The 26,552-nt window shown below is 62.7% G+C and carries 21 protein-coding genes; 9 read left to right on the forward strand and 12 right to left on the reverse strand.

The annotated features are described in order from the left end of the window. Positions 1 to 12 precede the first annotated feature (12 nt). Together J3P84_RS14200 and J3P84_RS14205 are read right to left on the reverse strand one after the other, a co-directional pair. Positions 13 to 681: a haloacid dehalogenase type II gene (locus tag J3P84_RS14200; protein ID WP_305494668.1), complete on the reverse strand. Its 669-nt coding sequence runs from the start codon at positions 679 to 681 to the stop codon at positions 13 to 15. 356 nt (positions 682 to 1,037) lie between these two features. Next, entirely contained in the window at positions 1,038 to 2,363 is a 1,326-nt protein-coding gene (locus J3P84_RS14205) for an NAD(P)/FAD-dependent oxidoreductase (protein ID WP_434623751.1), read from the reverse strand. A gap of 318 nt (positions 2,364 to 2,681) precedes the next feature. On the opposite strand from J3P84_RS14205, the gene J3P84_RS14210 reads away from it, so the two are divergent. Further along, positions 2,682 to 4,142 carry an aldehyde dehydrogenase family protein gene (locus J3P84_RS14210; RefSeq protein WP_434623753.1) on the forward strand — a complete coding sequence of 487 codons (1,461 nt, stop codon included), beginning with the start codon at positions 2,682 to 2,684 and terminating at the stop codon, positions 4,140 to 4,142. Positions 4,143 to 4,320: 178 nt separating this feature from the next. On the opposite strand, the gene J3P84_RS14215 is transcribed toward J3P84_RS14210, so the two are convergent. The 4 genes from J3P84_RS14215 to J3P84_RS14230 all read right to left on the reverse strand — a co-directional run bounded on the left by J3P84_RS14215 (position 4,321) and on the right by J3P84_RS14230 (position 8,949). Continuing rightward, positions 4,321 to 5,013 carry a type 1 glutamine amidotransferase domain-containing protein gene (locus tag J3P84_RS14215; RefSeq protein ID WP_434623755.1) on the reverse strand — a complete coding sequence of 231 codons (693 nt, stop codon included), beginning with the start codon at positions 5,011 to 5,013 and terminating at the stop codon, positions 4,321 to 4,323. Between the two features lie 148 nt (positions 5,014 to 5,161). Next, a complete protein-coding gene (locus J3P84_RS14220; RefSeq protein WP_434623757.1) occupies positions 5,162 to 6,415 on the reverse strand; it encodes an OprD family porin in 1,254 nt (417 codons plus the stop codon). Between the two features lie 90 nt (positions 6,416 to 6,505). After that, positions 6,506 to 7,810 carry a CitMHS family transporter gene (locus J3P84_RS14225; protein WP_305494673.1) on the reverse strand — a complete coding sequence of 435 codons (1,305 nt, stop codon included), beginning with the start codon at positions 7,808 to 7,810 and terminating at the stop codon, positions 6,506 to 6,508. Positions 7,811 to 7,866: 56 nt separating this feature from the next. After that, positions 7,867 to 8,949, reverse strand: a complete 1,083-nt coding sequence (locus tag J3P84_RS14230; RefSeq protein WP_434623760.1) for a 4-oxalomesaconate tautomerase — start codon at positions 8,947 to 8,949, stop codon at positions 7,867 to 7,869. Between the two features lie 168 nt (positions 8,950 to 9,117). Between J3P84_RS14230 and J3P84_RS14235 the strand changes: the two genes are divergently transcribed. Together J3P84_RS14235 and J3P84_RS14240 are read left to right on the forward strand one after the other, a co-directional pair. Continuing rightward, the gene (locus J3P84_RS14235) at positions 9,118 to 10,008 is read left to right on the forward strand and encodes a LysR family transcriptional regulator (protein ID WP_434623762.1); all 891 of its coding nucleotides are present in this window, start codon (positions 9,118 to 9,120) and stop codon (positions 10,006 to 10,008) included. A gap of 62 nt (positions 10,009 to 10,070) precedes the next feature. Further along, entirely contained in the window at positions 10,071 to 10,865 is a 795-nt protein-coding gene (locus tag J3P84_RS14240; RefSeq protein WP_434623764.1) for an SDR family NAD(P)-dependent oxidoreductase, read from the forward strand. A gap of 21 nt (positions 10,866 to 10,886) precedes the next feature. On the opposite strand, the gene dctA is transcribed toward J3P84_RS14240, so the two are convergent. Beyond that, a complete protein-coding gene (gene dctA / locus J3P84_RS14245; RefSeq protein ID WP_434623766.1) occupies positions 10,887 to 12,194 on the reverse strand; it encodes a C4-dicarboxylate transporter DctA in 1,308 nt (435 codons plus the stop codon). Between the two features lie 97 nt (positions 12,195 to 12,291). Then, positions 12,292 to 13,461, reverse strand: a complete 1,170-nt coding sequence (locus J3P84_RS14250; RefSeq protein WP_305494702.1) for a mandelate racemase/muconate lactonizing enzyme family protein — start codon at positions 13,459 to 13,461, stop codon at positions 12,292 to 12,294. A gap of 99 nt (positions 13,462 to 13,560) precedes the next feature. On the opposite strand from J3P84_RS14250, the gene J3P84_RS14255 reads away from it, so the two are divergent. Continuing rightward, positions 13,561 to 14,469, forward strand: coding sequence for a LysR family transcriptional regulator (locus tag J3P84_RS14255; RefSeq protein WP_434623768.1), 909 nt, complete (start codon positions 13,561 to 13,563; stop codon positions 14,467 to 14,469). On the opposite strand, the gene J3P84_RS14260 is transcribed toward J3P84_RS14255, so the two are convergent. From J3P84_RS14260 to J3P84_RS14270, 3 genes are all read right to left on the reverse strand, one after another. Beyond that, positions 14,443 to 15,582, reverse strand: a complete 1,140-nt coding sequence (locus tag J3P84_RS14260; RefSeq protein ID WP_434631320.1) for an alpha/beta hydrolase — start codon at positions 15,580 to 15,582, stop codon at positions 14,443 to 14,445. The two genes, J3P84_RS14255 and J3P84_RS14260, sit on opposite strands and share 27 nt — an antisense overlap. A gap of 83 nt (positions 15,583 to 15,665) precedes the next feature. After that, entirely contained in the window at positions 15,666 to 18,764 is a 3,099-nt protein-coding gene (locus J3P84_RS14265; RefSeq protein WP_434623770.1) for an efflux RND transporter permease subunit, read from the reverse strand. Further along, entirely contained in the window at positions 18,761 to 19,903 is a 1,143-nt protein-coding gene (locus J3P84_RS14270) for an efflux RND transporter periplasmic adaptor subunit (protein ID WP_434623772.1), read from the reverse strand. The genes J3P84_RS14265 and J3P84_RS14270 overlap by 4 nt, the downstream gene beginning before the upstream one ends. A gap of 175 nt (positions 19,904 to 20,078) precedes the next feature. On the opposite strand from J3P84_RS14270, the gene J3P84_RS14275 reads away from it, so the two are divergent. The 5 genes from J3P84_RS14275 (at position 20,079) to J3P84_RS14295 (ending at position 26,168) form a co-directional block, all read left to right on the forward strand. Further along, positions 20,079 to 20,879: a MipA/OmpV family protein gene (locus tag J3P84_RS14275; protein WP_434623774.1), complete on the forward strand. Its 801-nt coding sequence runs from the start codon at positions 20,079 to 20,081 to the stop codon at positions 20,877 to 20,879. Then, entirely contained in the window at positions 20,879 to 21,565 is a 687-nt protein-coding gene (locus J3P84_RS14280) for a response regulator transcription factor (RefSeq protein ID WP_434568519.1), read from the forward strand. Before J3P84_RS14275 ends, J3P84_RS14280 begins: the two co-directional genes overlap by 1 nt. Then, a complete protein-coding gene (locus J3P84_RS14285) occupies positions 21,534 to 22,898 on the forward strand; it encodes a sensor histidine kinase (RefSeq protein WP_434623777.1) in 1,365 nt (454 codons plus the stop codon). The genes J3P84_RS14280 and J3P84_RS14285 overlap by 32 nt, the downstream gene beginning before the upstream one ends. A 543-nt stretch (positions 22,899 to 23,441) precedes the next feature. Continuing rightward, entirely contained in the window at positions 23,442 to 23,915 is a 474-nt protein-coding gene (locus tag J3P84_RS14290) for a (2Fe-2S)-binding protein (protein ID WP_305494711.1), read from the forward strand. Between the two features lie 12 nt (positions 23,916 to 23,927). Beyond that, positions 23,928 to 26,168, forward strand: a complete 2,241-nt coding sequence (locus J3P84_RS14295; protein ID WP_434623779.1) for a molybdopterin cofactor-binding domain-containing protein — start codon at positions 23,928 to 23,930, stop codon at positions 26,166 to 26,168. Between the two features lie 67 nt (positions 26,169 to 26,235). On the opposite strand, the gene J3P84_RS14300 is transcribed toward J3P84_RS14295, so the two are convergent. Further along, a complete protein-coding gene (locus J3P84_RS14300; protein ID WP_434623781.1) occupies positions 26,236 to 26,499 on the reverse strand; it encodes a DUF2790 domain-containing protein in 264 nt (87 codons plus the stop codon). Between the last annotated feature and the right edge of the window lie 53 nt (positions 26,500 to 26,552).

Below are 26,552 nucleotides of genomic sequence, written 5' to 3' on the forward strand. Positions count from 1 at the left end.
GTGCAATGAGACTCAGAGACCGACCAGACCGGCCAACCCGCCGATGTCCGGGATCTGGTGGTAACCAAAGGCCGCGTTCGCCGGTTGCTCATGACCCCGGGCCACGAAGGCTTTGTGCTTGATCTTCATGTCGTGGGCCGACATCAGGTCGTAGCGGAAGCTCGAAGACACATGCAGGACATCCTCCGGCCCGCAGCCGAGGTTATCGAGCATGTACTCGAAGGCCGCCAGACGTGGCTTGTAGGCTTGGGCCTGTTGAGCCGTGAAGACTTTATGAAAAGGTGCGCCGAGCTTGTCGACGTTGGACATGATCTGCTCGTCCATCGCATTGGAGAAAATCACCAGGGGAATCTTGTCGGCGATTTTCGACAGGCCTGCCGGTACGTCGGCATGTGGGCCCCAGGTCGGTACGGCGTCGTAATAGAGCTGGCCTTCGCCTTTGTATTCGACCCCCCAACGCTTGCAGACCCGGGCCAGGGCAGTCTTGAGAATTTCATCATAGGGCCGCCAGTCGCCCATCACCTGGTCCAGCCGGTAGGCCGAGAAATCCTTGACGAACTGATCCATCTGCTCGGCTGGGACCCGATCGGCGAACAGCTCGCGCGTCATGGTCCCCATCTGAAAGTTGGTCAACGTGCCATAGCAGTCAAAGGTAATGAACTTGGGGCGAAGGAAGCTCATGAGTGCGGTCCTGAGTGATGGTTGAGGTCATGAGGGGCAAGCGGTTGCTCGTTCTTGAAGCCTGGCTGCAACGCTGCATCACGGTTTTATTACAGCATCATGAGACCGCGCATAAACGGTTAAAAGTATAGGCCGCTTGGCACAAACCACCGTTTTTCGGGGCCCGCTCAGCAGACTGTGCGGGATGCGCCAAGCCCGGGCATCTGCACTTTTTTCAGGGTGTTCGCGGCCATTTATGGTGCGCAAAAAACCAGTCGAACCGCCGCCGGCGGCAGAATCCACCCCGCCAACGAGAACGGGCGCATTCCCTGAGGATGCGCCCGTTGCTTGTGTTGCCGGTGAGATTTGTACTGGCCTCAGAACTCCGCGACTTTGCCCCAGGCTGAAGACTGGAATCGATCCGGGTGATAGGGACGCGGGTCAACCAGGGGAGGCATGTCGCTGACAATGTCGGCGATCAAGTGGCCCGCGCCAGGGCCGATGCCGAAGCCATGGCCACTGAACCCCGCCGCCAGCACCAGGCCAGGCAGGCTCGCTATTTCGCCAATGCCCGGGACGCCATCAGGCGTGCTGTCCACATAACCTGCCCAGGCAGCGGTGACTGACGAGTTTTTCAGCATCGGGATCAGGTCGACCGCGCGCTTGTAAGTCAGCTCGACAACCGATGCATCGGCTGCAGGATCGAGGATGCGCATCCGCTCCATCGGGGTTGGCTGGTCCAACCGCCAGCGGCCCAGGCCTTCATGCCCCGACTGGAAGCCTTGCAGACCACCGGGCGCCAGCTTGCGCCAGCGACGCTGGAACATCGGCAGGAACTGCGGAGCGAACCGCAACAGCTGCGGGGTCGGGTCAACGCGCCCTCTGCCACTGATGGCCAGCGTGAAACCGCCATCAGAGCGACGGGTCATGGAGACCTCATCCGTGTGGAGTGCGTCCGGTATCTCTTCGGCGCCCTTGGAGATCGACAGTATCGTCTGGCGAATGGACGCCTGGGGAAACCGGATGCCGTACTGACGGCAGAACGAGGACGCCCATGCGCCACCGGCCAGCACCGCGAGCTTGGTGCGAATGGTGCCCTTTTCGGTAACGACCGCCGATAGCCGGCCGCCTTCGGTCTCGACGCCACGGGCAGCGCAGCCCTGATGCACCGTGCCGCCCAGCTTGATGATCGCCCGCGCAACCGCCGGAGCGGCACGGGACGGGTCTGCCGTACCGTCGGTCGGCGAGAAGACCCCGCCTTTCCAGGACTTGCCAGTCACCCGGCCATGTTCTGCAGCCTGTTCCGCCGTCAGCATGTGCGTTGTGACATTGACGGTACGGGCAAACTCACCCCACTTTGCCCAACCCGCCAGTTCTTTCTCGTTGTTGCTCAGATAGAGCAAGCCACACCTTCTGAATCCGGTGTCCTCGCCGGTCTCCGCGGCGAACTGTTCCCAAAGTTCGAGGCTCTTGGTCGACAGCGGCAGCTCACGAGCGTCCCGATTCTGCTGACGGCACCAACCCCAGTTTCGACTCGACTGCTCCGCCCCCACGCGCCCCTTCTCCACCAGCGCGACCTTCAGGCCGCGCTTTGCCAGGTAATAGGCCGTGAAGGTTCCGATAATGCCGCCGCCGATCACGACAACGTCAGCGTGCGTCGGCAGTTCAGAATTCGTCTCTACGGAAGTTAACGGTGCAGGCATTTTGGGATGTCCATTGAAGGGCGGTGAGCGGTGGCGTTATTACAACACCATGAAACCGTGCATAAACGGCTAAAAGTATAGGCCGCCTGGTACAAAGCACCGTTTTGCGCGACCTGTTCAGCAGACTTTGCGGGACGCTCCGAACCCGGGCGTTGCGGTCGGAAGCGTCAGAGCCTGGCAGGCCATGGTTAATGGGAAGTTAGCCTGGCAGATACGGCAGATTCTCCTTTGGGCCCTTGAACAACGGCATATTTTGTCCGAGCCGCTTTGTTAGCTTATTGAGCAGACTCGACATGCCGCTCTAAAGGAACGCCTTGGATGACTATTCAATCTTCGAATCGCTACAGTGTTGATCCGCAAACGGCTCAGCGGCTTTATATCAATGGCGGTTGGTCTGCGCCGGCCAGCCCGGCCAGCCTGGCGGTGGTCAACCCGGCGACAGAAGAAGTGGTCGCCCAGGTTGCCAGCGGTTCTGCCGAGGATATCGATCGGGCGGTAGCAGCGGCGCGCGCCGCGTTTGCCGGTTGGTCTGCCACCTCCACGGCGTCGCGCGCGCTGCTGCTGGGCAAGATCCATGAGCTTATCCTTGAGCGAAAAGAAGCGTTTGCCCAGGCGATCTCCCTGGAAATGGGCTCGGCCATCGCTGCTGCTCGGGCAATGCAGGTACCCTTGGCGGCCGAACACGTTCGGGTCGCGCGCGATCTGCTGTCCACTTATTGCTTCCAGACGCTCGAGGGCACGACCGCAATCCGACGCGAACCCATAGGCGTCTGCGGCTTGATCACGCCCTGGAACTGGCCGCTTTACCAGATCACAGCAAAAGTCGCCCCGGCACTGGCGGCCGGATGCACGGTGGTGCTCAAGCCCAGTGAGCTGTCACCGCTGAGCGCCCTGCTGTTTGCACAGGTGGTGCATGACGCGGGCCTGCCACCGGGGGTCTTCAACCTGGTGAACGGCAGCGGCCATGTGGTCGGCGCCGCGATGGCCGCACACGCTGATATCGACATGATTTCGATCACCGGCTCAAACCGCGCGGGCACGCTGGTGGCACAGGCGGCCGCCCCGACGGCGAAGCGGGTCGGCCAGGAACTGGGCGGCAAATCGCCGAATATATTGCTTCCCGATGCGGACTTTGCCAAAGCCGTCCCGGCCGGCGTGCTGGCGGCGCTGCGCAACGTTGGACAATCATGCAGCGCCCCGACCCGCATGATCGTTCCCAAGGACCGACTGGCTGAAGTCGAAGCGCTGGCGGCCGCAACCGCCAACGCGATCATCGTTGGTGATCCGCAATCGCCGGAAACGGTACTCGGCCCGATTGCCAATCAAGCCCAGTTCAATCGCGTGCAGGCGATGATCGAGACCGGCCTGCACGAAGGCGCAAAACTGCTTTGCGGCGGACTTGGACGCGTGCCCGGTTTTGAAAAGGGTTACTACACCCGCCCGACAGTGTTCTCCGAGGTGGATAACGCCATGCGCATCGCCCAGGAGGAAATCTTCGGGCCGGTGCTGTGCATCATTGCCTATGAAACGATCGACGAGGCGGTGGCTATTGCGAACGATACGGTCTATGGGCTGGGCGCCCACGTCCAGTCACAGGACCTTGACCTGGCGCGCGCGGTGGCTTCTCGGATCCGCGCCGGGCAAGTGCTCCTGAATTACCCGGCCTGGAATCCGATGGCGCCGTTCGGTGGTTACAAGCGATCGGGAAACGGGCGTGAGTACGGCGTCTTCGGGCTTGAGGAATATCTGGAAACCAAGGCCATCGTCGGGTTCGGCTGATTGCCCTGTGAAAGCCCTGATGCGGTGTATTTAATGAAGCATATGAATCTGTGGCGAGGGGATTTATCCCCTCGCCACAAGGATTCAACATCCTTCACTCACAGCATTACCAATCAAAGCCCTTCATACCCGCACCCTTGAGAATCAGGCGCCGAATAAGCCGTTCAATAAACCTGACTCAACCCGCCTGTTCCGCCTCCAACCGCTTGAGCAACGCCTTGGCGGCCGCTTCGGATGAGGCGGGATTCTGCCCGGTGATCAGATGCCCGTCCTCGACCACATGGCTGCCCCAGTCCGCCCCTTTGGAATACTCGCCGCCCTTGGCCTTGAGCATATCCTCGACCAGGAACGGGACCACTTCGGTCAGCCCCACCGCCTCTTCTTCGGAATTGGTGAAACCGGTGACTTTTTTACCCTTGACCACCGGCTGGCCATCCGGGGCGTTGACGTTCTTGAACACTCCGGGCGCGTGGCAGACGGCCGCGATGGGTTTATTCGCTGCGTAAAACGCTTCGATGAGGGTCTTGGAGTCGGTGTCCTCGGCGAGATCCCACAGGGGGCCATGACCGCCGGGATAAAACACCGCATCGAAGTCATAGGGGTCGACCTCGCCCAGCGGCACGGTGTTGGCCAACGCCGCTTGGGCCTGGGTGTCGGTGCCAAAGCGACGGGTTGCATCAGTCTGGGCGTCCTCTTCATCGCTCTTGGGGTCCAGCGGTGGTTGCCCGCCCTTCGGCGACGCAAGCGTGACCGTGGCCTTGGCATCGACGAACACGTAATAGGGAGCGGCGAATTCTTCCAGCCAGAAGCCGGTTTTCTTGCCGGTGTCGCCCAACTGATCGTGAGATGTAAGGACCATTAGAATCTTCATGTGAACCTATCCTCCGCGCGGTGAATGGGCGACGTGCGTGCGCCCTGTACTAGTGTCAGAGGCTGCGTTGGGGGAGACGTTCAAGCGGGTGTAGGGAACGCCATGATTTCGTCATGCCCCATTTCCGCCCTCGGCGCAGGCCAAGCCACTACCAAAGCGCCACATCGTAGGTCAGGTAGAGACGATTACTGTCACGGCCCCTGGCAAAATCCGAGCGATAGACATAGTTGCGCAGTTTCACACCCAGTCCCTTGAAAGTGCCCTGCTGCACGACATAGGCCACTTCTGCATCACGCTCCCATTCCTTCACCGCGCTGTTGGACTTGCCATCGTCACCGCTGAGATAACGACTGGAAAACGTCAGGCCGGGAATGCCAAGGCGCGCGAAGTCGTAGCCGTAACCGAGCATCCAGGTCTTCTCGTCTTCCTCGATGAATTTGCCGATCCCGGCATTGCTGAAGGAATAGACCGTCGCCCCGCTGATATAAGGCAAACCCCCTTCCCCGCTGAGTTTCTGGTAGCCGGCGCTGAAGGTGTGGCCCACGACGGCATAGGACAGCAGCCCGCTGAGCATGTCGTTATCGATGTTCCCGCCGTAGGCCGAGCCGGAATCGGCGCTGTTGAAATAGCGCAGATCGCTGGTGAGAACCCCGGGGCCAAGCGGCAGGTCGTGCTGGATGCCAGCGAAATTCTGTCGATAGAAGTTCTCCAGCTCGCCATAGAAGTAGCTCAGGCGCAGGGTCTTGCCCAACTTGTAGTCGGCGCCCGCGTAGCTGAAGTCGCCTGACTGATCGCCACCATAACCGTCGGGCACGATCGGCATGCTGTCGCTTGAATCGCGCAGTTTGAAACGCTGCAGATGCCCGCCAGTCAGGCTGAGATTGGCGATGTCGCTGCTGTTGATCTGGGTCCCCTGGTAGGTCTGCGGCAACAGGCGCGCGTCGTTGTAGATCAGCACCGGGTTCTTCGGCAACAGGGTGCCGTGCTTGAGGGTGGTCTTGGCCACCCGGGCCTTGGCGGTCATGCCGGCGCTGGCAAACTCGTCGGCGGCGCGCCCGTCGTCATGCACCGGTAGCAGGCCCGTGCCGCTGCGCCCGCGCCCGGAATCAAGCTTGACCCCCAGCAGGCCCAGGGCATCGACGCCGAAACCGACGATACCCGGGGTATAACCTGACTGGTAATCCAACAGGAAACCCTGGGCCCATTCGGTTCGCTCGCTCTTGGCGGTCTTGGCGGCCCGTGCGCTCATGCCATGTTCGTCGCGAAAGTTTTCGTTGAAGTAGACGTTGCGCAGTTGCAACTTCAACTTGCTGTCGTCGATGAACCCTTCGGCGCTGGCCATGGGCAGCGGCAACAGGCCGAGGATCGGAAACCAGGCCGCGCGGGTCAGGTAATTGCTCATGTCGGATTTCTCATTGTTGTTATTTGGCGCGCAGGCCAGCGCACTCCCCGAGTGGGGAGCGTCAGGCGAGCAACAAGGTTGTCGGGTGACTCAGGAGAACAGCGTCAGCGCCCCGGTCAGCAGGGCCAACGCGGTAATCACCAGGGAGGTGAGCACCGCCCATTTGAGGGTGGCTTTCTGGAAGTCGCCGAGGTCGCGGTCAACCATGCCCACCAGCAACAGGGTCGAGGCCACCAGCGGACTCATCAGGTGCACCGGCTGGCCGAGAATCGACGCCCGGGCGATTTCCACCGGATGAATGCCGTAGGCGGCAGCGGCGTTGGCGAGGATCGGCACCACACCGAAGTAGTAGGCATCGTTGGACAGCACGAAGGTCAGCGGCATGCTGGTAATCGCCACCACCAGCGGGAACAGATGGCCCCAGGATGGCGGGATCCAGTCGACCAGGGTCTGCGCCAGGGCATCGACCATTTTGGTCCCGGAGAAGATCCCGGCAAAAATGCCCGCCGCGAACACCAGCAAGACCACGGTCATGGCGTTGCCCGAATGAGCGAGGATGCGCTCCTTCTGGATATCCAGCTGCGGATAGTTGATCACCAGCGCCAGGACAAAACCGATCAGGAACAGGATCGCCGAATGCATGAGCCCCATCACCAGCGCGACCATGACCGCAATCACCAGCAGCAGGTTGACGTAGGCCAGCTTCGGACGCTTGTGCGGCGTGTCTTCAAGAATCGCCTTGATGTAGCAGTCGCCGCCACCGCTTTGCAGCTGGATATTGCCAATGCGCTTGCGCTCGGCGCGGCCCAGCAGGTATGCGGTGAACACCACCCAGGCGGCACCGCCGATCATGGTCGGCAGCAGCGGCACGAAATACTCGCCGGCATCCAGGCCCAACGCCGCGATGGCGCGGGTCGCCGGCCCACCCCAGGGCGTCATACCGCTCATGATGCTCAGCGACAGCATCGAGACGGTCGCCAGGATCATCGGATTCATGCCGATGCGCTTGTACAGCGGCAGCATCGCGGCGCAGGTGATCATGTAGGTCGTCGTGCCGTCACCGTCCAGGGCCACCAGCAATGACAACAGTGCGGTGCCCACGGCGATCTTCATCGGGTCGCCATTGACGCGTTTGAGAATCTTGCGGATCAGCGGGTCGAACAGGCCGGCGTCGATCATCAGGCCGAAAAACAGGATCGCGAACAGCAGCAGCGCCGCCGACGGCGCGACCATCTTCAGGCCGTCCAGCATCATCTTGCCGGTGGTTCCGCCAAACCCGCCCAGTATTGCGAAGACGATCGGCACGATTGTCAGGGCGACGATCGGCGACAGCCGTTTGGTCATTATCAGGAAGGTAAAGACCACCACCATGGCCAAGCCAAGTAAAGCGAGCATATGTCAGATCTCTTGTTGTTATTGAGTCGCTGATGCAATGACAAAAACGGCCTGGACTATCCGGCCAGGCGCCGGGAAACCGTGGCGTAGACGAAACCCGAGAAGAGCCGGCGGGCGGTGCGGACCACCGACGCACGGATGGTCTCACCCTTTTCGCCGGTGTAGGACAACACCACGTCGATGCCGCCGCTGGGGTGCTCGATGCGCACCCGCTGCAAGCGCGGCTCGCTGGCGCCGCCGAGCAGGTTGGCGACCACGCTGCCGTCGGTCACGCACGCCGTCGCCAGGCCGATCGAGCCGGTAATCGCCAGCGCGCGGTGGCAGTTGTGCGGCATGAAGTAGCGCACCTGAATCGTCCCGCCGCTCTTGGCCGCGGAAACCAGCACCGGCTTGGGAATCACCTTGTCGCTGACATCGCCCAGGCCCATCGCGAGCCCGGCTTTCAGTCGCAACGACTCCAGGCGTTGCAGGAAAGCCTTGTCGGCGTCCAGTTCGGCCGGACTCTCGTCGCCACGCTTGCCCAGTTGGCTGGCCTCGATGATCAGCATCGGCATGGCCATGTCGATACAGGTCACCGGGACGCCGTCGATCAGGTCAAGGGGTTGCCCGGTCGGGAAGAGTTTGCCGGTCTTGCTGCCCGCGGCGTCGAGGAAGGTCAGTTGCACTGGCGCCGCCGTGCCGGGCACGCCATCGATGGCGGTGTCGCCCTCATAGCTGACCTTGCCTTGCGGAGTCTGCACCTCGGCGTTGACGAAGGTGCCGGTGTTGAGGTTGCGGATACGCACCCGGGTCAGCTCGCCTGTCGCCTTGACCAGGCCCTGCTCGATGGCGAACGGGCCGACGGCGCAGAGCATGTTGCCGCAGTTGGGCGCGGTATCGACCCGCCGCTGGGACACCATGACCTGCACAAACAGGTAATCCACATCGGCCTCCGGATGCAGCGAAGGACTGACGATCGCCACTTTGCTGGTCTGCGGACTGCCACCGCCGATGCCATCGATTTCCAGCTCGTGACCGGAACCCATCAGGTTGAGCAGCAACTCGTCTCGTTCGGCGATCACCGCAGGCAAATCCCAGGCGAGAAATACCGGACCTTTGGACGTGCCGCCGCGCATGAGTACACAAGGAATTCGTTGCATGACCACTAACTCTTGTTGATCAATCTGGATAATTGATGTTCTGGACACAAGAGTGGCAGGGTTTAAAAAGTGATTCCAATGCAAAGATCGGAGCCATTATTGCGTTTCACAAAAGAATTATTCTACGATCCGGGGCGTGTTCAAGCCCCTTCCCAGCGAGATAAAAACATGGAATACGAACTGCAGGACATCCGATCTTTCGTGAAAATCGCCGAACTGGGGAGTTTTCACGAGGCCGCCGATGCGCTGCACCTGTCCCAGCCAGCCCTGAGCCGGCGCATGAAAAAACTTGAGGAAGGCCTGGGAACGGCTCTGCTTGATCGCACCACGCGCAAGGTCAGCCTGACCAGCGTCGGGCGGGATTTCCTGCCCAAGGCGCGACGCCTGCTGGATGATTTCGACGACTCGATCCTCAACATCCGCGAGTTGGCGGAACGACAGATCGGCCGAGTGACCCTGGCCTGCATCCCGACGGCGGCGTTCTACTTCCTGCCCTCGGTGATCCGGCTCTACAACGAGCGCTACCCGAAAATTCGCATCCGCCTGCTGGACCTCAGCGCCAACGAAGGATTGGAGGCAGTACTGCGCGGCGAAGCCGATTTCGGCATTAACATGATGAGCGGCCAGCACCCGGACATCGAATTCGTGCCGCTGGTCAACGAACCCTTTGTATTGGCCTGCCGGCGCGACCATGAACTGGCAGGACGCAGCGCCATGACCTGGTCGGAACTCAGCGACTATCGATTGATCGGCGTCGGGCGCCTGAGCGGCAACCGCATGCTGCTCGATCACGCGCTGTCTGGCCTGAGCTGGCGCCCGCAGTGGTTCTATGAAGTGCAACACCTGTCCACCTCCCTCGGCCTGGTCGAGGCCGGCCTCGGGGTGTCGGCGATGCCCAGCCTGGCAATGCCTGCCGGGGACCATCCGACACTGGTCAGCGTGCCGCTGATCGAGCCGGTGGTGAACCGGTCACTGGGCCTGGTTTATCGACGAGGGGCTTCGCTGTCGCCTGCCGCAGAGAAATTCGTCTCGATCCTGCTGGAGCAGTGGCCGCAGTAGAGTGCTCTTTGCACTGGCAAATCGATGCCATACTGACCGGCCACCACTCTTGGAAGACTGCCATGCCTAACGCAATCGGACTTAACCCTGTGGCGCTCATCAGCGGCGTTGGCAGCGAGACGGGCATCGGCATGGCGATCGCCCGCAGGCTCGGTGCCGCCGGCGCCAGGCTGATCGTTACCGCCAGCAGCGCGCGCATCGAAGCGCGCATCGAGGAACTGCGCGCCGAAGGGTTTGAAGTCGCGGGACGGCCCCTCGACCTCACCGATGAAAAACAGGTACGCGAGTTTGGGTCGTGGGCGGAGTCCGTCTGGGGCCGGATCGACATCCTGGTGAACAACGCCGGCATGGCCATGCAAGGCAGCCCGGAGTCTTTCTCCGAGGTGGCAACCATGGACCTGGCGCTGTGGAACCTGTCGCTGGCGCGAAATGTGACCACGGCTTTCCTGCTGACCCGCGCCGTCCTGCCCGGCATGCAGTCGCGCAATTACGGACGCATCGTCAATATCAGTTCCACCACCGGCACGCGGTGCAGCAATCCTGGCGAGGCGGCCTACAGCGCCGCGAAGGCCGCCATGGTGGGCATGAGCATGGGCCTGGCGCTGGAAGTGGCCCGGCAGGGAATCACGGTGAACTGCGTCGCACCCGGCTGGATCGCCACCGGCTCGACCACCGCCGAGGAAGCCAATGCCGCGCGCTACACCCCGATGCGCCGGGCCGGTCGCCCGGAGGAAGTCGCCGCGCTGGTCGCCTTCCTCGCCTCTGCCGAGGCGAGCTACATCACCGGGGAAGTGATGGTGGTGGACGGCGGCAACTGCCTGGTCGAGAACAAGGCGCCGGACCGGTCACTGGACTGACCGCATGACCGGTCGGCGTCGTCATTTAGGCGCCAACAGCGCCTTTCGATCGGCCTTCTCTTGTTTCATCGCCGCGATCTCACGCTCGCAGGCTTGCACGTCGAAGGAGTTGTCCCACTTGGCAATGGCGAGGGTGCCGATGCCATTGCCGATCAGGTTGGTCACGGCCCGTGCTTCATTGAGGAATCGGTCGATCCCGAGCAGCAGCACCAACCCGACCAAGGGGATGGAATGAATCGTGGTGAGTGTCGCGGCGAGGGTCACGAAACCGGCTCCGGCGACACCCGCCGAGCCTTTTGATGTGAGCAGGAACACACCCAGCAGGATCATCTGGTCCATGAACGTCAGCGGCGTATTGGTGGCCTGGGCGATGAAAATCGCCGCCATCGTCAGGTAGATGCAGGTGCCATCGGCATTGAAGGTGTACCCGGTGGGCAAGACCATGCCCACGACTGACTTTCTGCAGCCGAGTTTTTCCAGCTTGACCATCATTCGCGGAAGCACCGCTTCGGTCGAGCAGGTCCCCAGCGTGATGAGGATCTCGTCCTTGAAATAACGAAGGAACTGCATCAGCGGCATCCCCGACCATCGGGCGACCGCGCCCAGCACGACGACGATGAAAATCAGCGTCGTGACATACAGAGCGACCAGCAACTGGCCCAGGGACAGCAAGGTGCCGATGCCGTATTTGCCGATGGTGAATGCCATGCCGGCACCCGCGCCGATTGGCGCCAGGCGCATGACCATCGCGACTATCCTGAACAGCCCCTGCAGGAACAGATCGATGGTGTTGATCAGCGGCTTGCTGGTTTCGCCCATTTGCACCAGGGCGACGCCCATCAGCACCGACAGCAGAATCACCTGGAGCATGACGCCATTGGAGAACGCGCCGACAAACGTCTGCGGGATGATGTTGAGAAAGAACTCGACGGTACCACCCTGCTCACTCGCCGCCTGGCTGTACTTGCTGATGGAGCTGCCATCAAGGGAGTTGGCATTGATGTTCATCCCGACGCCAGGCTTGACGACGTTGACCACGACCAGGCCGACGACCAGCGCAATGGTCGAAAGGATCTCGAAGTAAATCAGCGCCTTCACACCAATCCGTCCGACCTCCTTGATGCTGCCCATCTTGGCGATACCCACGACCACCGTGCCGAAGATGATCGGCGCCAAGAGCATCTTGATGAGTTTGATAAAGCCATCGGCGAAGGGCTGGAGCTTGGCCCCGACATTCGGGATGAAGTAACCGATCGCTGCGCCGATCACGATGCCGATCAGTACCTGCACATACAGCTGGCTGTACCAGCGAGACTTGGAGATTTCCACGAGAGCACCTCATTTTATTGTTGTGATGGGCATGTGGCAGGCGTCTGCGCGACGCCCGATGCCGCAGCCTCGTTGGAGGCCGCGACGATGAGGACGATCAGCCCTCGCCCAGCTCGCGCATGACCGCGTACAGGGCGGACTTGGCTTCGAAACCGACGCCAGGAATATCCGGCAGGCCGACGTAGCTGTTTTCCACGCGGATGCCGTCAGCAAAACCGCCGAACGGCTGGAACACATCGGGGTACGATTCGTTGCCGCCCAGGTGCAAACCGGCAGCGATGTTCAGGGACATCTGATGGCCGCCATGAGGCACCACGCGGCGCGAAGACCAGCCCATCTCCTCCATGACTTTCAGGGTGCGCATGTATTCAACGAGCCCGTAGGACAGGGCGCAATCGAACTGCAGGTAATCGCGATCCGGGCGCATGCCGCCGTGTCGCAGCAGGTTGCGCGCGTCCTGATGGGAGAACAGGTTCTCGCCGGTCGCCATCGGCAGTTCATAGTGATTGGCGAGCTCGGCCTGGAGCGCGTAGTCCAACGGATCGCCGACTTCCTCGTACCAGAAGAGGTTGTACTGCTTGATGGCTTCGGCGTACGCGATACCGGTCTCCAGATCGAAGCGGCCGTTGGCATCAACCGCCAGTCGCCGCCCGTCCCCGACCACTTCAAGCACCGCTTCGATGCGCCGGATGTCTTCATCCAGTGGCACCGCGCCGATCTTCATCTTGACCACGTCATAGCCACGATCCAGATAACCCTGCATTTCTGCCTTGAGCTTGCTCTGGTCCTTGCCGGGATAGTAATAACCACCCGCCGCATAGACCCAGACCTTGTCATCCGCCACGCCACCGCGATAACGGTCGGCCAACAGGCGGTACAGCGGCTTGCCTTCGATCTTGGCGACCGCGTCCCACACGGCCATGTCGATGGTGCCGACGGCCACTGAACGCTCACCGTGGCCACCCGGTTTCTCGTTGGTCATCAGGGTTTTCCAGATGGCGAACGGATCCAGGTTGGCGTGTTCCTTGTCGATCAGCGTTTCCGGGTCGGCCTCGGTGACTCGCGCCAGGAATCGATCACGCATCAGCGCGCCCTGGCCGTAGCGACCGTTGGAGTTGAAACCGTAACCGATCACCGGTTTGCCATCGCGAATCACATCGGTGACAACCGCCACGACCGAGCAGGTCATTTTCGAAAAATCGATATAGGCATTGGCAATCGGAGAGGCGATGGAAACAGTTTTTTCGCGGATGTCGACGATACGCATGAGGGGTTCCTCTTGTTGTGGTTGACCCCACGTTATGCTTTGCGACGAAACCCGCCCAATGCTATTAATGCCGCGCCCTATGCACAGGAGGCATTGCCCTTGGAACTCGTCTGGCTAGAAGATTTTTCAGCACTTGCAGAGTACGGCAGCTTCGTTCGCGCCGCCGAAGCGCGCCACGTTACGCAGCCGGCTTTCAGTCGCAGGGTCCGTTCGCTGGAAAACTGGATGGGCGTGGATCTGTTTGTGCGCACGCCTCAAGGCGCGACGCTGACCGAGGCTGGAAGGCAGATTCTGCCTGGCGCCCAGGAGGCTGCGAGGCGCCTCTACAGGCTGCGCACCGAGGCCCAGGAAGTCGCCGGAGTGGCCGCCAAGACGCTGCAATTTGCAGCCACGCATTCACTGTCGTTCACGTTTTTTCCGCGCTGGCTGAGAAGCGCCGAAAATGGCGCGCCGATAGATGCCGTGCGCCTGCACTCCGACAGCATGGCGGTGTGCGAGCAGATGCTGATTCACGGTCAGGTGCAGTTCCTGCTCTGCCATCGGCACCCCGACGTACCGCCACTGTTGGCGCCTGATCAATTCAGCGGGAAAAAGGTCGGCGAGGACGTCCTGATACCCTTGGCGAGTGCCTCGGCCAATTTCGGTACCTCACCGGCGACGTTGCCCTACCTGGCCTACACCGAGGAATCGGGGCTCGGGCGTATCGTCGCTCACCGACTCCACGGCAAGGAGGAATACCTGCACCTCAAGCCGCTTTTCAGCAGCCATCTCGCCGCGGTGCTGATGTCCATGGCACTGGAAAGCAAGGGCGTCGCGTGGCTGCCCAAAAGCCTGACAGAACAGGAAATGGCTGACGGGCGCCTGGTCCGGGCCCTGGATGAAAGCTGGGATATTCCACTGGAAATCCATCTCACCCGCCCAACCGCGCCGATCAGCGCAGCGGCAGAGGAGTTCTGGAACAGGCTGAAGGGTCAGGGCGATTCAACTGCCCTGCTCTGCCACCTGTAAAACCCCACGAATGACCCCGGACTGCCATTCGAAATAAGGATTGTAAGTCAGCCGTGCGTGGATCTTCCCCGGCTCGCTGTACCCCCAGTCCGAATACCAGACTTCTTCCCCCGCTTCGCACCGGGCCACTTCGTCGGCATTGCGGCTGTTGCGGCAGAACCGCAAGGTGCCCGAACGACCGTAGAGCGGGTTGGCTGGCGAGAAGAGGATGCCCATGTGGGAAAACTGGCTGATGCGTTCATCGGCGATGCGGTCGCTGCGCGTCAGGATGCGCCGCTCCTGCGCAGCGCCCTTGTCACCGGTCGGCTCCGCCTGGCCATACCAGATCAACCGGCTCGCGGCATGGGTGAAGCGCCGTTGGAACAGCTCCCGCACGTAGCGCACGTCGACGACTGAATCCTGCTCGGTCAGCACTATCACCACCGGCCGATCGAAGTCTTGCTGCTCGATGAGCCGGCGAACCGCTACGCTGCTGCGGTAGAACTGGGCAAAGCCGTTGGTGGGGACATTGTGGTAGCGCACGGGCGACTGCTGCGGCCGGGAATTGTCGGGCGCAAGGATCCAGGTCTTGAAATGCGCCAGCCAGGGCGTGGCCCAGTCGTAGGACTCGCTCGAGCGAAAGGCCGGGGAAAACAGCACCAGGCCCTTGATGTCCGGGTCCCTGGCGGCATAGGCCAGCGCCAGATTGGCGCCGGTCGAGAAACCGCCCAGGTAGACGTTCGCGAACTCCTTGTGCAGCAACGCAACCTGCTGCTCGACCAACTGTTGCCACTGTTCCAGTTGCACATCGATCAGGTCGGCCGGCTTGGTGCCATGCCCGGGCAGCAATGCGACGCGCACCACGTAGCCTTGGGCGGCCAGATCCCGGGCGATATCGACGAAGGACCAGGGTGAATCCCCCAAGCCATGCAGCAAGAGAATGGCCTTGGTGGAAGGAACATCGGGGCGCACTTCATAAGGCGCGTTCCAGTCCAGCTCATCGGCGCGATTCTCGGTCTGGAACAGGCGCTTTTCCTCAATCCAGGCGCGGGATGCCTGGGCATACGCCTGGAAATTTTCCGCTTCGGTCATGGCATCGGCCGCGCTGGGCTGCCGCGCGCAGCCTGCCGCCATTGCAAGGCATGCCAAGGTCGCGGCGACTCCCAGCATGAGCCGGCGCCAAGGCGACGGCACATTCCTGATCTTTGCTGACACTATCAATTGATCACTCCAGCAGCTTCGCTGCGAGAAACGTTACCGGTGCGTTTGTACAACCACTGCGCCCCATCGTCCACATAGGAAAACACCACGGGTATGACCAGCAGGCTCAACAGCGTTGACGTGACAAGCCCGCCAATCAAGACGATGGCCATCGGTGCGCGAAAGCTCGGGTCGGCCCCCAGCCCCAGGGCGATTGGCATCATGCCTGCGCCCATCGCGATTGTCGTCATGACAATCGGCCGAGCGCGTTTGCCGCAGGCGTCGAGGATCGCTTCCTGGCGGCTCAGGCCGTCGCGTCGACGCGCGAGGATGATGTAGTCAACCAGCAGGATCGAATTTTTCGTCGCGATACCCATCAGCATGATCAGGCCGATCATCGAGGGCATGGACAATGTCGAGCCGGTCACGAACAGCGCCACGAAGGCTCCAGGCACCGAGAGCACCAGGGCGGCAAGGATCGTCAGCGGTTGCAGGAAATCCTTGAGCAACAGCACCAGGACCATGTAGATGCATAACACTCCGGTCAACATCGCCACGCCGAATCCGGAAGCCAGTTCGCCCATGGCCTCGGCATCGCCTACCGAGGTTCGCACCAGGCCTGGCGGTAGGTTCTGCAAGCCTGGCAAGGCCAGAACAGCCTGCTCGATGTCGCCCAGCGGTTGGCCGTTCGTCTCGATCTCGATGTTGACATTGCGCATCCGGTCGAACCGTTCGATTTGCGCCGGGCCACTGGTGATCTCCAGCGTCGCCACGTTTTCCAGCGCTACCGGACCACGCGCGCCGGGCACCGGCAGACGCTTCAGCGTCTCGAAGTCCGCGCGGGCGGTGTCGCTCAGCCGCACAACGATAGGCACCTGGCGGTCGCTGAAATTGAGCTTGGCAAGCTCCTGGTCGTAATCTCCCAAGGTGGCGACGCGAAGCGTGTCGGCAATCGCGCTCGCGGTCACGCCCAGGTCGGCGGCCCTGGCGAAATTCGGCCGAACCACCAATTCAGGGCGCATCAGGCTGACGGTCGAGATCACCGCCCCCACGCCCGGCACGCTACGCAGCTCTCGTTCCACCTGCTGCGCATGCCGGGTGAGCAAGCTAGCGTCCTCACCCGCGAGCACCAGCACGTAGCTTTCCGACTCGCCCATACCGACCTTGATACGCGCGCCAGGCAACACGGCGAGCGCTTCGCGCAGCTGGTTTTCGAGCTGCTGCCGGGTCAGTCCGGGACGCTCGTTGCGGTGCGTCAGGTTAAGCGTCAGCACCGCCGTGCGGACATTCGCGACATTGCTGCCGGCCGGTTCGATCAGGTCCGCGCCGGCGCTGCCATCCCCCACCGCGGTGTAGACCTTTCTGACGTGCTGATTTTGCGTGACTATCTGCCGCGCTTGCTCAGCCAACGCCAGCGTGTCGCCCAGTTTGCTGCCGGGCGCAAGCGTGAGGGTGACCTGGGTCTGCCAGTCGTCATCCGGCGGAATGAAGGTGCCCGGCAAAACGGTGGCGAGCATCAGTCCCCCGGCGAAAAAAGCCACGGCGCCGAGTGTGGTCACCGCGCGATGGCGCAAGCACCAGCGCGCCCAGGACAGGTAGAGGTTTATCCACCCGGGCGCATCCTGGGCCGGCCTTTTCGGCGCGCGCATCAGGTAGGCCGCCATCATGGGCGTCAGCAAGCGGGCGACGACGAGGGAGAAAAACACTGCGGTTGCCGCCGTCCAGCCAAACTGGACGAAGAACTTGCCGACCGTACCGCTCATGAAAGCCGTGGGCAGGAACACCGCGATCAGCGTGAATGCCGTGGCGACCACCGCCAGGCCGATTTCATCGGAAGCATCCATGGCGGCTTGATAAGGTTTCTTGCCCATCTGCAAATGGCGCCCGATGTTCTCGACCTCGACGATGGCGTCGTCCACCAGCACGCCGATGACCAGCGACAGCGACAATAGCGTCACGGTGTTGAGGGTGAACCCCATCCAGTGCATCACGGCGAACGTCGGTATCGCCGACAGCGGCAACGCGACGGCCGAAACGAAGGTCGCGCGCCAATCCGGCAGAAACAGGAACACCACCAGCACCGCGAGCGCCGCGCCTTCATAAAGCAGGTGCATGGAGCCCCGATAATTCTCGATCACTGGGTCGATGAAGTTGAAAGCCTGGGTGACGGTGATTTCGGGGTGACGGGTCTTGAGCAACTCCAGGGCGGTGCGTACGCCTTCATCCACCTCGATTTCGCCGGCCCCTCTGGCCCGGGTGATTTCAAAGCCGACCACTGGCTTACCGTCGAGGAACGCCGCCGACCGGGGCTCGCCGACGGTATCGGAGACCGTGGCCAGCTGGTCGAGCCGGACACGCCGGCCGTCGCTCAAGGTCACGTCAAGCAAGGCGATTTCCGCGGCCGACTGCACCGTAGCGAGGGTGCGCACCGTCTGCTCGGCACCGCCCAGGTCCACGCGGCCGCCCGATGCCTCTTGCTGGATCAGGCGCAGCTGGCGAGAGACGTCCAGGGCCGAGGTGTTCAGCGCCAGCAGACGCGCGGGATCAAGGTCGATGCGGATTTCCCGGGCCACCCCACCGACCCGAGTGACGGCCCCCACGCCAGGCACCGCCAGCAAGGCCTTGCTGACGCTGTTGTCGACAAACCAGGACAGCGCTTCGTCGTCCATCCGCTTGGCCGAAACCGTGTAGGTCAGGATCGGCGAACCGGCGAGTTCGATCTTGCGGACCACCGGGTCGCGCAAGTCGGCGGGCAAGTCGGCCCGGACCCGTGACACCGCATCACGCACGTCATCCAGCGCTTCCTGGGTGGGCTTGTCGAGGTGGAACTCGATCGAGATAGCGGCGTTGCCGTCGGTCAGGATGCTCTGGATATGCTTGACGCCCTGCACGGTTGCGAGCGAGTCCTCGAGCTTGCGGGCCACGTTATTTTCCAGTTGCGCGGGCGAAGCCCCGGGCAGCTCGGCCGACACGCTGACCATGGGCAGATCGACGTCAGGGAAGTTCTGCACCTTCATCTTCCAGAAGCCCATCAAGCCAGCGAAGGTCAGCAGGATGAACAACAGGACCGAAGGCGTCGGATTGCGGATCGACCAGGACGACAAGTTGAGGCTCATTGCGCACTCCCAGGTGCTGGGTGGTTGTTCATTGGGTCGGTGCGCGCCTGGACAACCCGGACGAGGTCACCCTCGGCAAGAAAACCACCGCCGGTTTCGACCACTGCGGCGCCAGCGTCGATACCCGCGGTTATCTCGATACGGTCGCCAACGCGGCGGCCGACCGTCACCTTGACCTGGCTCACCTTCAAGTGCGGTCCTACCTGCAACACGTAATCGAAGCCGTCACGCTGCAGCACCGAGCTCTGGGGCAGCGTCATCATCCGCTCGGCGGCCACTTCGAACTCGCCACGGGCAAACATCCCGGCACGCGCCGCCGTGCCTGCCGGCAAATCGACATAGACCAGGCCGTTGCGAGTCTGCAGGTCGACCGTCGGCGCAACCCTGCGCACCCGGCCCTCTATCGCCGCGCCATTGACCGGAGTTACCTGCGCGAGCTGGCCGGGGCTGAATCTGACAAGGTCGGGGGCCGCGACTTCGGCGCGCCATTCGAGCCGTCCGTTGCGAATCAAGCGAAACAGCTCCTGGCCAGCGGGCAGTACCGCGCCCACCGTGGCACTGCGCGCCGAAATCACCCCGTCATCGGGGGCCAGGACCTGGGTCTGGGCCAGACGCAGGTGCTGGACGCGCTCGAGCGCCCTGCCCGCCTCCAGTCGCGCCTGAGCCGTGCGTTCGGCCGTCAGCTGTTGGTGAACCTCCTGCTTCGACAGCGCCCCGCTCGACTGCAATTGACGGGCGCGCTGCGCATTGGCTCGCGCCTCGGCAAGCGTCGCTTGCGCTTCGGCGGTGGCGGCGCGACGCTGGGCGAGTTCAGCGGCCATCGTCTCCGCGCTGAACGTGGCAAGTACCTGGCCGCGCCGGACCACATCGCCGACGTTGACCATGACCTCGGCCAACCGCAGGCCATCGGCCTCGGTGCCGACGCTGGCTTCCTGCCAGGCGACAATGTTGCCGTTCGCCTGGATGCGGATCGGCAGCATGGACGATTGCAGTCGGGTAACGGCCACCGTCAGTGCCGGCCTGGCGGGCACGTCGACCTTGGCCTGGCGAGGGCCGGGCGAAACAGCGATCATCCCGACGGCGATGGCGCAGGCCATGGTCACGACAAACAGCACGACATGCCGTGTTTTTCTTTTCATAGGGTTCGTATTCCTGCGCAAGAAGCCGCGTTGCTTGAGGCGGCAACTATCCGCCAGGAAACCTTGCGCAAGTCTTACCGGCAAAAAGGCGCTTACCCGGGCGAACCGTAAGTGTTCAGTAAGAAGAAGTTCTCAACGATAGGGACGCTTTCATCCCATTGATCCGGAGACTTCCATGCCCCTGTCCATTTCGAAAACTGCAATTGCGATCCGGTTGACCACCGCCGGCACGGCGTTCGTGCTGGGCGTGTGCGCGTCGATGGCGGCCAGTGCCGACCAGCCTGAAGGCTCCGCCTGGGGGCTTGGCGTGGGTGCGGTCAGCAGCCAACAGCCGTACGAAGGCATCGACCGTGACAGCGAGGTCCTGCCGCTGATCTATTTCGAGAATGAATACCTTCGTGTCTTCGGCCCCACCGCCGAAATCAAGCTGCCGGGCCTGGAGATCAGCGACACCCAGCAGCTCGATTTCAGCCTCGTCGGCGAATACGATTTCAGTGGCTACGATGACGACGACGCGCGAATCCTGGAGGGCATGAGCGATCGCAAGGGCGGATTCTGGGCGGGCGCCAAGGTCGAATGGCGCAATGACCTGGCCGATGTCAGCGCCGAGTGGCTGGGCGATGTTTCGGGCAACAGCAAGGGCCAGCGTTTCACCCTGGGCCTGGAGCGATCCTGGCGGATCGGCGAACACATCATGCTGACGCCACGGCTGGCGGCCATCTGGCAGGACGAAAAATACATCGATTACTACTTTGGCGTTCGGGAAAATGAAGCTCGCATCGATCGGGCGGCCTATGATGGCAAGTCCGGCATCAACACCGAATTTGGCGTACGTGGAAACTATATGTTCGATGACCATCACTCCGTGTTCCTGGACCTCAAGGCGACGAGCCTTGCCAATGAAATCAAGGACAGCCCGCTGGTCGACCAGTCCACCGAGAACAGCGTGCTGTTCGGCTACCTGTACCGTTTCTGATGAGCCGCATTCTGCTGGTCGAGGACCACGAACGCCTCGCGCAACTGGTGTGCAAAGGCTTGGCGAGCGCCGGCATCGCTGTCGATGTCATCAGCCGCATCGACGCGGCGTGGGCGGCAATCCAGCAAGTGCCTTACCAGGCGCTGGTGCTTGATCGCGGCCTGCCGGACGGCGATGGGCTGCTGTTGCTGGCGCGTTTGCGTAATGCCGGGCTGGGCCTGCCGTGCCTGGTCCTGACCGCACGTGACGCGCTGCATGACCGGATCGAAGGCCTCGACGCTGGGGCGGATGACTACCTGCCCAAGCCGTTCGCCATGGACGAAATGGTCGCGCGCGTGCGAGCCCTGCTGCGTCGCCCCGCAGAGCGGCGGTCGTTGGCGCCTTCCCATGGCGACCTCAGTGTGCAGCCCGACACAGGCCTCATGTGCAGCGTCGAAGGTAGCATCCCGCTAGCGCCGGCGGAGATGCAGATCATGTTGTTGCTGCTGCGCAAACCAGGCGAAATCGTCCGGCGCAGCGCCATCGAGGCGGCGGCATGGGGCCTGAGTGAAGCCGTGACGCCGAACGCCCTGGATGTGGCCCTGCATCGGATTCGCCGCAAGCTGCTGGCGATCGGTTCCCACCAACGGATAGTCAACCTCAGAGGCCTGGGTTATGCCCTTCGGCAAGACGATCTGGCGCAATAGCATCAGCTTCAAGGTACTGGTCGCCTACGTCGCGGGCGTGGGCTTGAGCATCCTGCTGATTGCACTGGGCGCGTTCGCGCTCATCACGTCCAAGAGCGATATCCTGCTGACCACCGACGTCGCCGAGCGTACCCATGAGCTGGCCGGCAAGCTGCAGTTCGACGCGGCGGGCCGACCCACCGGGTTCGACAGCAGCGAGGGCGATCGCGTCTGGACCTTCAACAGCCTGGGCGAGGAAATCGGCTATCGGCTGCTGGATTCAGAGGCAAGCGTCCTCCTGGCTTCCACTGACGAGGCATTCTGGGCTTCGGCCGCAACGGTTCGCCCCGCGGAACAGGGGCGCTTCAAGTTCGAGCGCAAAGGCATCACGATGTACGCCGCGACCGCTCCGGTGGAGCAGGTCGACCACACCTTGTACCTGCAATTCGCCGTCAGCGAACGCCTGATGGACCTGCTGCACAAGGGCTTTGCCTGGCCTTTCATGGGCGCCGGGATCGTCCTGTTCAGCCTGGTGCTGCTCTTCGTCTTTGGCACCTGCGCCTATTTCACGCTGGGCTACACGCTCAAACCGCTACGCGAGGTCTCGGAGTCGGCGGCGGCCATCTCCCCTCGCTCCCTGCACTCACGGCTGGATGTCAAAACCGTGCCGTCCGAGGTAGCGCCGCTGGTGACCAGCTTCAACAGCGCGCTTGAGCGCCTGGAACACGGCTACCGGGTCCAGCAGGAATTTCTCGCAACCGCCGCGCACGAACTGAAGACGCCGCTGGCGCTGATCCGCGCACAGCTCGAACTGATGGCGCCAGACAAAGGCCGCGACTCGCTGCTCAACGATGCCGAGCACATGACGCGGCAGGTCCAGCAACTGCTGCTGCTGGCCGAGACCAGCGAGGCGCATAACTACAGCTTCGCCGCCGTGGATGTCATGGAGGTTGCGCGGCAAGCGGCGGGTTATCTGCAACGCATGGCCGACGCGGCCGATGTGCGCCTCGTCCTGGCTGACCCGACGGCTGTGGCCGAGCCTTGGCAGGCCGACCGCAGCGCCCTGTTTACCCTGCTGAAAAACCTCCTGGAAAATGCCATTCAGCATGCGCCTCGTGGTACGCAAGTATTGTTGGAGCTCAGCGGCGATGCGCTGACTGTGCGCGACTGGGGTCCTGGCGTGACGCAGGAGCAGGTGGTGCAGATATTCACCCGTTTCTGGCGCGGGGCTCATCGCCGCGATCATGGCGCCGGGCTGGGCCTGACGATCTGCCAGGAGATTGCCCGGGCGCACGGGTGGAGCTTGATTGCGTGGAGAGCGGAGCCCGGGTTGTCGTTTTGTTTGTCTCGCTGAACCGTGAAATCTGCGTCTGTCGAAGATCCAGTGTGGGAGCGAGCCTGCTCGCGAAGGCGGCGTGTCAGCCAATGAAGATGTTGAATGGGCGGGCCCCTTCGCGAGCAAGCTCGCTCCCACAGGGGGTCCATGTGAACCGTGAAATCTGCGTCTGTCGTGGTTCCAGAGTGGGAGCGAGCTTGCTCGCGATGGCGGAATGTCAGCCAATGATGATGTTGAATGGGCGGGCCCCTTCGCGAGCAGGCTCGCTCCCACAGGGGGTCCATGTGAACCGTGAAATCTGCGGCTGCCGAGGATCCAGTGTGGGAGCGAGCCTGCTCGCGAAGGCAGGCTGTCAGCCAGTGAATATATTGAATGTGCAGGCCCCTTCGCGAGCAGGCTCGCTCCCACAGGGGTTTGGTGTGAGCCGTGAGATCTGAGGGTTTCAAACGAAAGGACGGTGGATTTGCAAGATTGGGCAATCATCGGACCGGATCGTGCAAGCTTTCCCCGCCGATGCTTTCTATAGTAATCGGTGCCAAACCATCTGGAGCTGGTCCGACTATGAGCGCCCTCAATATCAATGGCCGTGAACACACGGTTGACGTAGATCCCGGCACCCCGATTCTCTGGGCCCTGCGCGACACGCTGGGCATGACCGGCACCAAGTTCGGCTGCGGCGCAGCCCTGTGTGGCGCCTGTACCGTCCACCTGGATGGCCAGGCCATTCGCTCCTGCGTGACCCCGGTGGCCGCGGCGCTTGGCAAGAAGATCACCACCATCGAGGCGGCCACCGACGGCAGCGACCCGGTGGGCAGTGCCGTGCATGACGCCTGGGTCAAACATGACGTGGCGCAGTGCGGTTACTGCCAGAGCGGCCAGATCATGAGCGCCACGGCGTTCCTCAAGGCGCAGCCCAAGGGCAAGCAACCCACGCCAGCCGAGATCGACTCGGCCATGGCCGGCAATATCTGCCGCTGCGGCACCTACGCCCGTATTCGCGCCGCGGTGGCCGATGCCGCCAAGACCCTCGCCTGACAGGAGCTCGCCATGCTGAACGAGATTTTTCCCAACGAGCTTCCGCGCGCCTTGCAGCACCTGCTTGAACGCGACGACAGCGACGGCCCCGCCACCCTGCCCCGGCGCAGCTTTCTCAAGATCGTCGGTATCGGCGGCCTGGCCTTGGGCGCGTTTCCTCACCTGGCCTTGGGGCAACAGGCCAACGGCGCTGGCGACGGCGCGCTCAAGCCGACTCAACAACCTTCGGCCTTTGTGCAGATCGCGCCGAGTGGCGAAGTCACCGTAACGATCAACCGCCTGGAGTTCGGCCAGGGTGTCCAGACCGGCCTGCCGATGATCCTCGCCGAAGAGCTCGACGCCGACTGGAGCCTGGTGCGCACACGTAACGGCAGCAACGACTCGGCCTACATGGACCCGGCGTTTGGCATTCACCTCACCGGTGGCTCCAATTCGATCAAGAACAGCTACACGCAATACCGCGAACTGGGCGCCCGCGCCCGCGCCATGCTGCTCAGCGCTGCCGCCGCGCGCTGGAACGTCGATGCGGCGAGCCTGACCACGCAAAACGGCACGGTGCTGGGGCCTGGCGGCCGCAAGGCCAGTTACGGCGGGCTCGCCGAAGCGGCCATGGCGCTGCCCGTTCCGGAGAAGGTGACGCTCAAGGATCCCAAGGATTTTCGCATCATCGGCCAGGCCACCACCCGCCTCGATGCCAAGGCCAAGAGCAGCGGCCAGCAGGATTTCGGCATTGATGTGAATCTACCGGGGCAACTGACCGCCGTGGTCGCCCGGCCACCGGTGTTCGGTGCCCGGATCGCGTCCCTGGACGACAGCGCCGCACGGGCGACCAAAGGCGTGAAAGCCGTATTGCGCGTGCCGCTGGACGGCGGCGCCGAAGGCGTTGCGGTGGTTGCCGACGGTTACTGGCCGGCGAAGCTGGGGCGCGATGCGCTTAAAGTCGAGTGGGACGTGGCCAAAGTCGAGAAAGTGGACACGGAAAAACAGCTGGCTCAGTACCGGGAACTGGCCGGCAAGCCTGGCCTGGTCCACTTTGATGCCGACATGAAACCACTCGCCACGGCGCCGCATCAGCTGGAGGCCGAGTTCATTTTCCCTTACCTGGCCCACGCGCCCATGGAACCGCTGAACTGCACCGTCCAGTTGTCCGAAGGTCGCGCCCAGTTGTGGGTCGGCACGCAATTCCCCGGCGGCGATGGCGCGGCGGCGGCCAAGGTGCTGAATCTCAAGCCCGAGCAAGTCCAGGTCAATGTACAGACGGCGGGCGGCGGCTTCGGCCGGCGTGGTGTGCCCAGCAATGATTTCGTCGTGCAGGCTTGTGAAGTGGCCAAGGCCGCCCGTGCTGCCGGCATCGATGCGCCGGTGCGCACGCTGTGGAGTCGAGAAGATGACATCAAGGGCGGCTACTACCGCCCGATGCACCTGCACCGTGCGCGCATCGGTTTTGACGACAGCGGCAAAGTCCTGGCCTGGGACCACGCCCTGGTCGGGCAATCCATCCTCACCGGCACGCTGTTCGGTGGGCAGATGAAAAACGGCATCGACCCCACCGCGACCGAAGGCATGCGCGATCCCTACCCGCTGCCGATGCGCTTGTCCGTACATCATCCCAAGCTCAACGTGCCGGTGTTGTGGTGGCGCAGCGTGGGTTCCACCCATACGGCCTTTGTGATGGAAACGCTGATCGACGAAATCGCCCGCGCGACGAAACAGGACCCGGTGGCGTATCGCATGAACCTGTTCGGCGATCAAAGCCCACGCCATCGCGCCGCGCTGCAACTGGCGGTGGACAAGAGCGAATACGGCAAGCGTCAACTGCCCGCCGGCCAGGCCTGGGGCGTGGCGGTCCACGAGTCGTTCAGTTCGGTGGTGGCTTATGTGGTGGAGGCCTCGGTGCAGGACGGGCGTGCGGTGCTGCACAACGTGACCGCCGGGGTCCATTGCAACCTGGTGGTCAATCCGCGGAGCGTCGAAGCCCAGGTTCAAGGCGCGGCCCTGATGGGCCTGTCGATGTGCCTGCCGGGCGGTGCCGTCACGCTGAAAGACGGTGTCGTGCAGCAGAGCAACTTCGCCGACTTCAGCGTGCCGCGCATTACCGACATGCCACAGATCGCCGTGCACATCGTTCCCAGCGCCGAACCGCCAACCGGCATGGGCGAACCCGGCCTGCCCGCCCTCGCCCCGGCGTTTGCCAATGCGATCGCCAGCCTGACGGGCAAACCGCTGCGGCAGTTGCCGTTCAACCTGGCGTAACCGCCAGCAAGTGACAGCCCGTGGCGAGGGAGCAAGCTCCCGCGCCACGGTTAGCGGTGATCGGCGATCAATTATCCTGGTCGCACCCCTGGGCCAGAGCGCTGTAGTCCAGCGCCCGGATCGTCCCGGTGGAGTCCAGATAGGTCATGCGCGATTCGACGACGCCGCAGCCCGAGCCCGACCCTTGCTTGACCGACAGCACCTTGGCGATGTCCAGATGATCGCCGTACATGTAGGTGTGTGGCTTGACGCTGTCCTGGGCGTTGGCGGTCAGGGCGCCGAGGCTGAGGACGGCAAACAGTGAAGCGAGGCTGAGGTTCTTCAGGTTCATGGCGATGTCTCCGGCGTTTGAGTGAGGTCCTGAGACGGCTTGTGCTGTCTCGA

The organism is Pseudomonas sp. Z1-29, from assembly GCF_051131995.1.
Lineage (GTDB): Bacteria > Pseudomonadota > Gammaproteobacteria > Pseudomonadales > Pseudomonadaceae > Aquipseudomonas.

Coding starts and splice junctions, on each gene's coding strand:
- J3P84_RS14200 (WP_305494668.1), bottom strand. CDS start 681: ATGAGCTTCCTTCGCCCCAAGTTCATTACCTTTGACTGCTATGGCACG.
- J3P84_RS14205 (WP_434623751.1), bottom strand. CDS start 2,363: ATGCCTGCACCGTTAACTTCCGTAGAGACGAATTCTGAACTGCCGACG.
- J3P84_RS14210 (WP_434623753.1), top strand. CDS start 2,682: ATGACTATTCAATCTTCGAATCGCTACAGTGTTGATCCGCAAACGGCT.
- J3P84_RS14215 (WP_434623755.1), bottom strand. CDS start 5,013: ATGAAGATTCTAATGGTCCTTACATCTCACGATCAGTTGGGCGACACC.
- J3P84_RS14220 (WP_434623757.1), bottom strand. CDS start 6,415: ATGAGCAATTACCTGACCCGCGCGGCCTGGTTTCCGATCCTCGGCCTG.
- J3P84_RS14225 (WP_305494673.1), bottom strand. CDS start 7,810: ATGCTCGCTTTACTTGGCTTGGCCATGGTGGTGGTCTTTACCTTCCTG.
- J3P84_RS14230 (WP_434623760.1), bottom strand. CDS start 8,949: ATGCAACGAATTCCTTGTGTACTCATGCGCGGCGGCACGTCCAAAGGT.
- J3P84_RS14235 (WP_434623762.1), top strand. CDS start 9,118: ATGGAATACGAACTGCAGGACATCCGATCTTTCGTGAAAATCGCCGAA.
- J3P84_RS14240 (WP_434623764.1), top strand. CDS start 10,071: ATGCCTAACGCAATCGGACTTAACCCTGTGGCGCTCATCAGCGGCGTT.
- J3P84_RS14250 (WP_305494702.1), bottom strand. CDS start 13,461: ATGCGTATCGTCGACATCCGCGAAAAAACTGTTTCCATCGCCTCTCCG.
- J3P84_RS14260 (WP_434631320.1), bottom strand. CDS start 15,582: ATGGCGGCAGGCTGCGCGCGGCAGCCCAGCGCGGCCGATGCCATGACC.
- J3P84_RS14265 (WP_434623770.1), bottom strand. CDS start 18,764: ATGAGCCTCAACTTGTCGTCCTGGTCGATCCGCAATCCGACGCCTTCG.
- J3P84_RS14270 (WP_434623772.1), bottom strand. CDS start 19,903: ATGAAAAGAAAAACACGGCATGTCGTGCTGTTTGTCGTGACCATGGCC.
- J3P84_RS14275 (WP_434623774.1), top strand. CDS start 20,079: ATGCCCCTGTCCATTTCGAAAACTGCAATTGCGATCCGGTTGACCACC.
- J3P84_RS14280 (WP_434568519.1), top strand. CDS start 20,879: ATGAGCCGCATTCTGCTGGTCGAGGACCACGAACGCCTCGCGCAACTG.
- J3P84_RS14285 (WP_434623777.1), top strand. CDS start 21,534: ATGCCCTTCGGCAAGACGATCTGGCGCAATAGCATCAGCTTCAAGGTA.
- J3P84_RS14290 (WP_305494711.1), top strand. CDS start 23,442: ATGAGCGCCCTCAATATCAATGGCCGTGAACACACGGTTGACGTAGAT.
- J3P84_RS14295 (WP_434623779.1), top strand. CDS start 23,928: ATGCTGAACGAGATTTTTCCCAACGAGCTTCCGCGCGCCTTGCAGCAC.
- J3P84_RS14300 (WP_434623781.1), bottom strand. CDS start 26,499: ATGAACCTGAAGAACCTCAGCCTCGCTTCACTGTTTGCCGTCCTCAGC.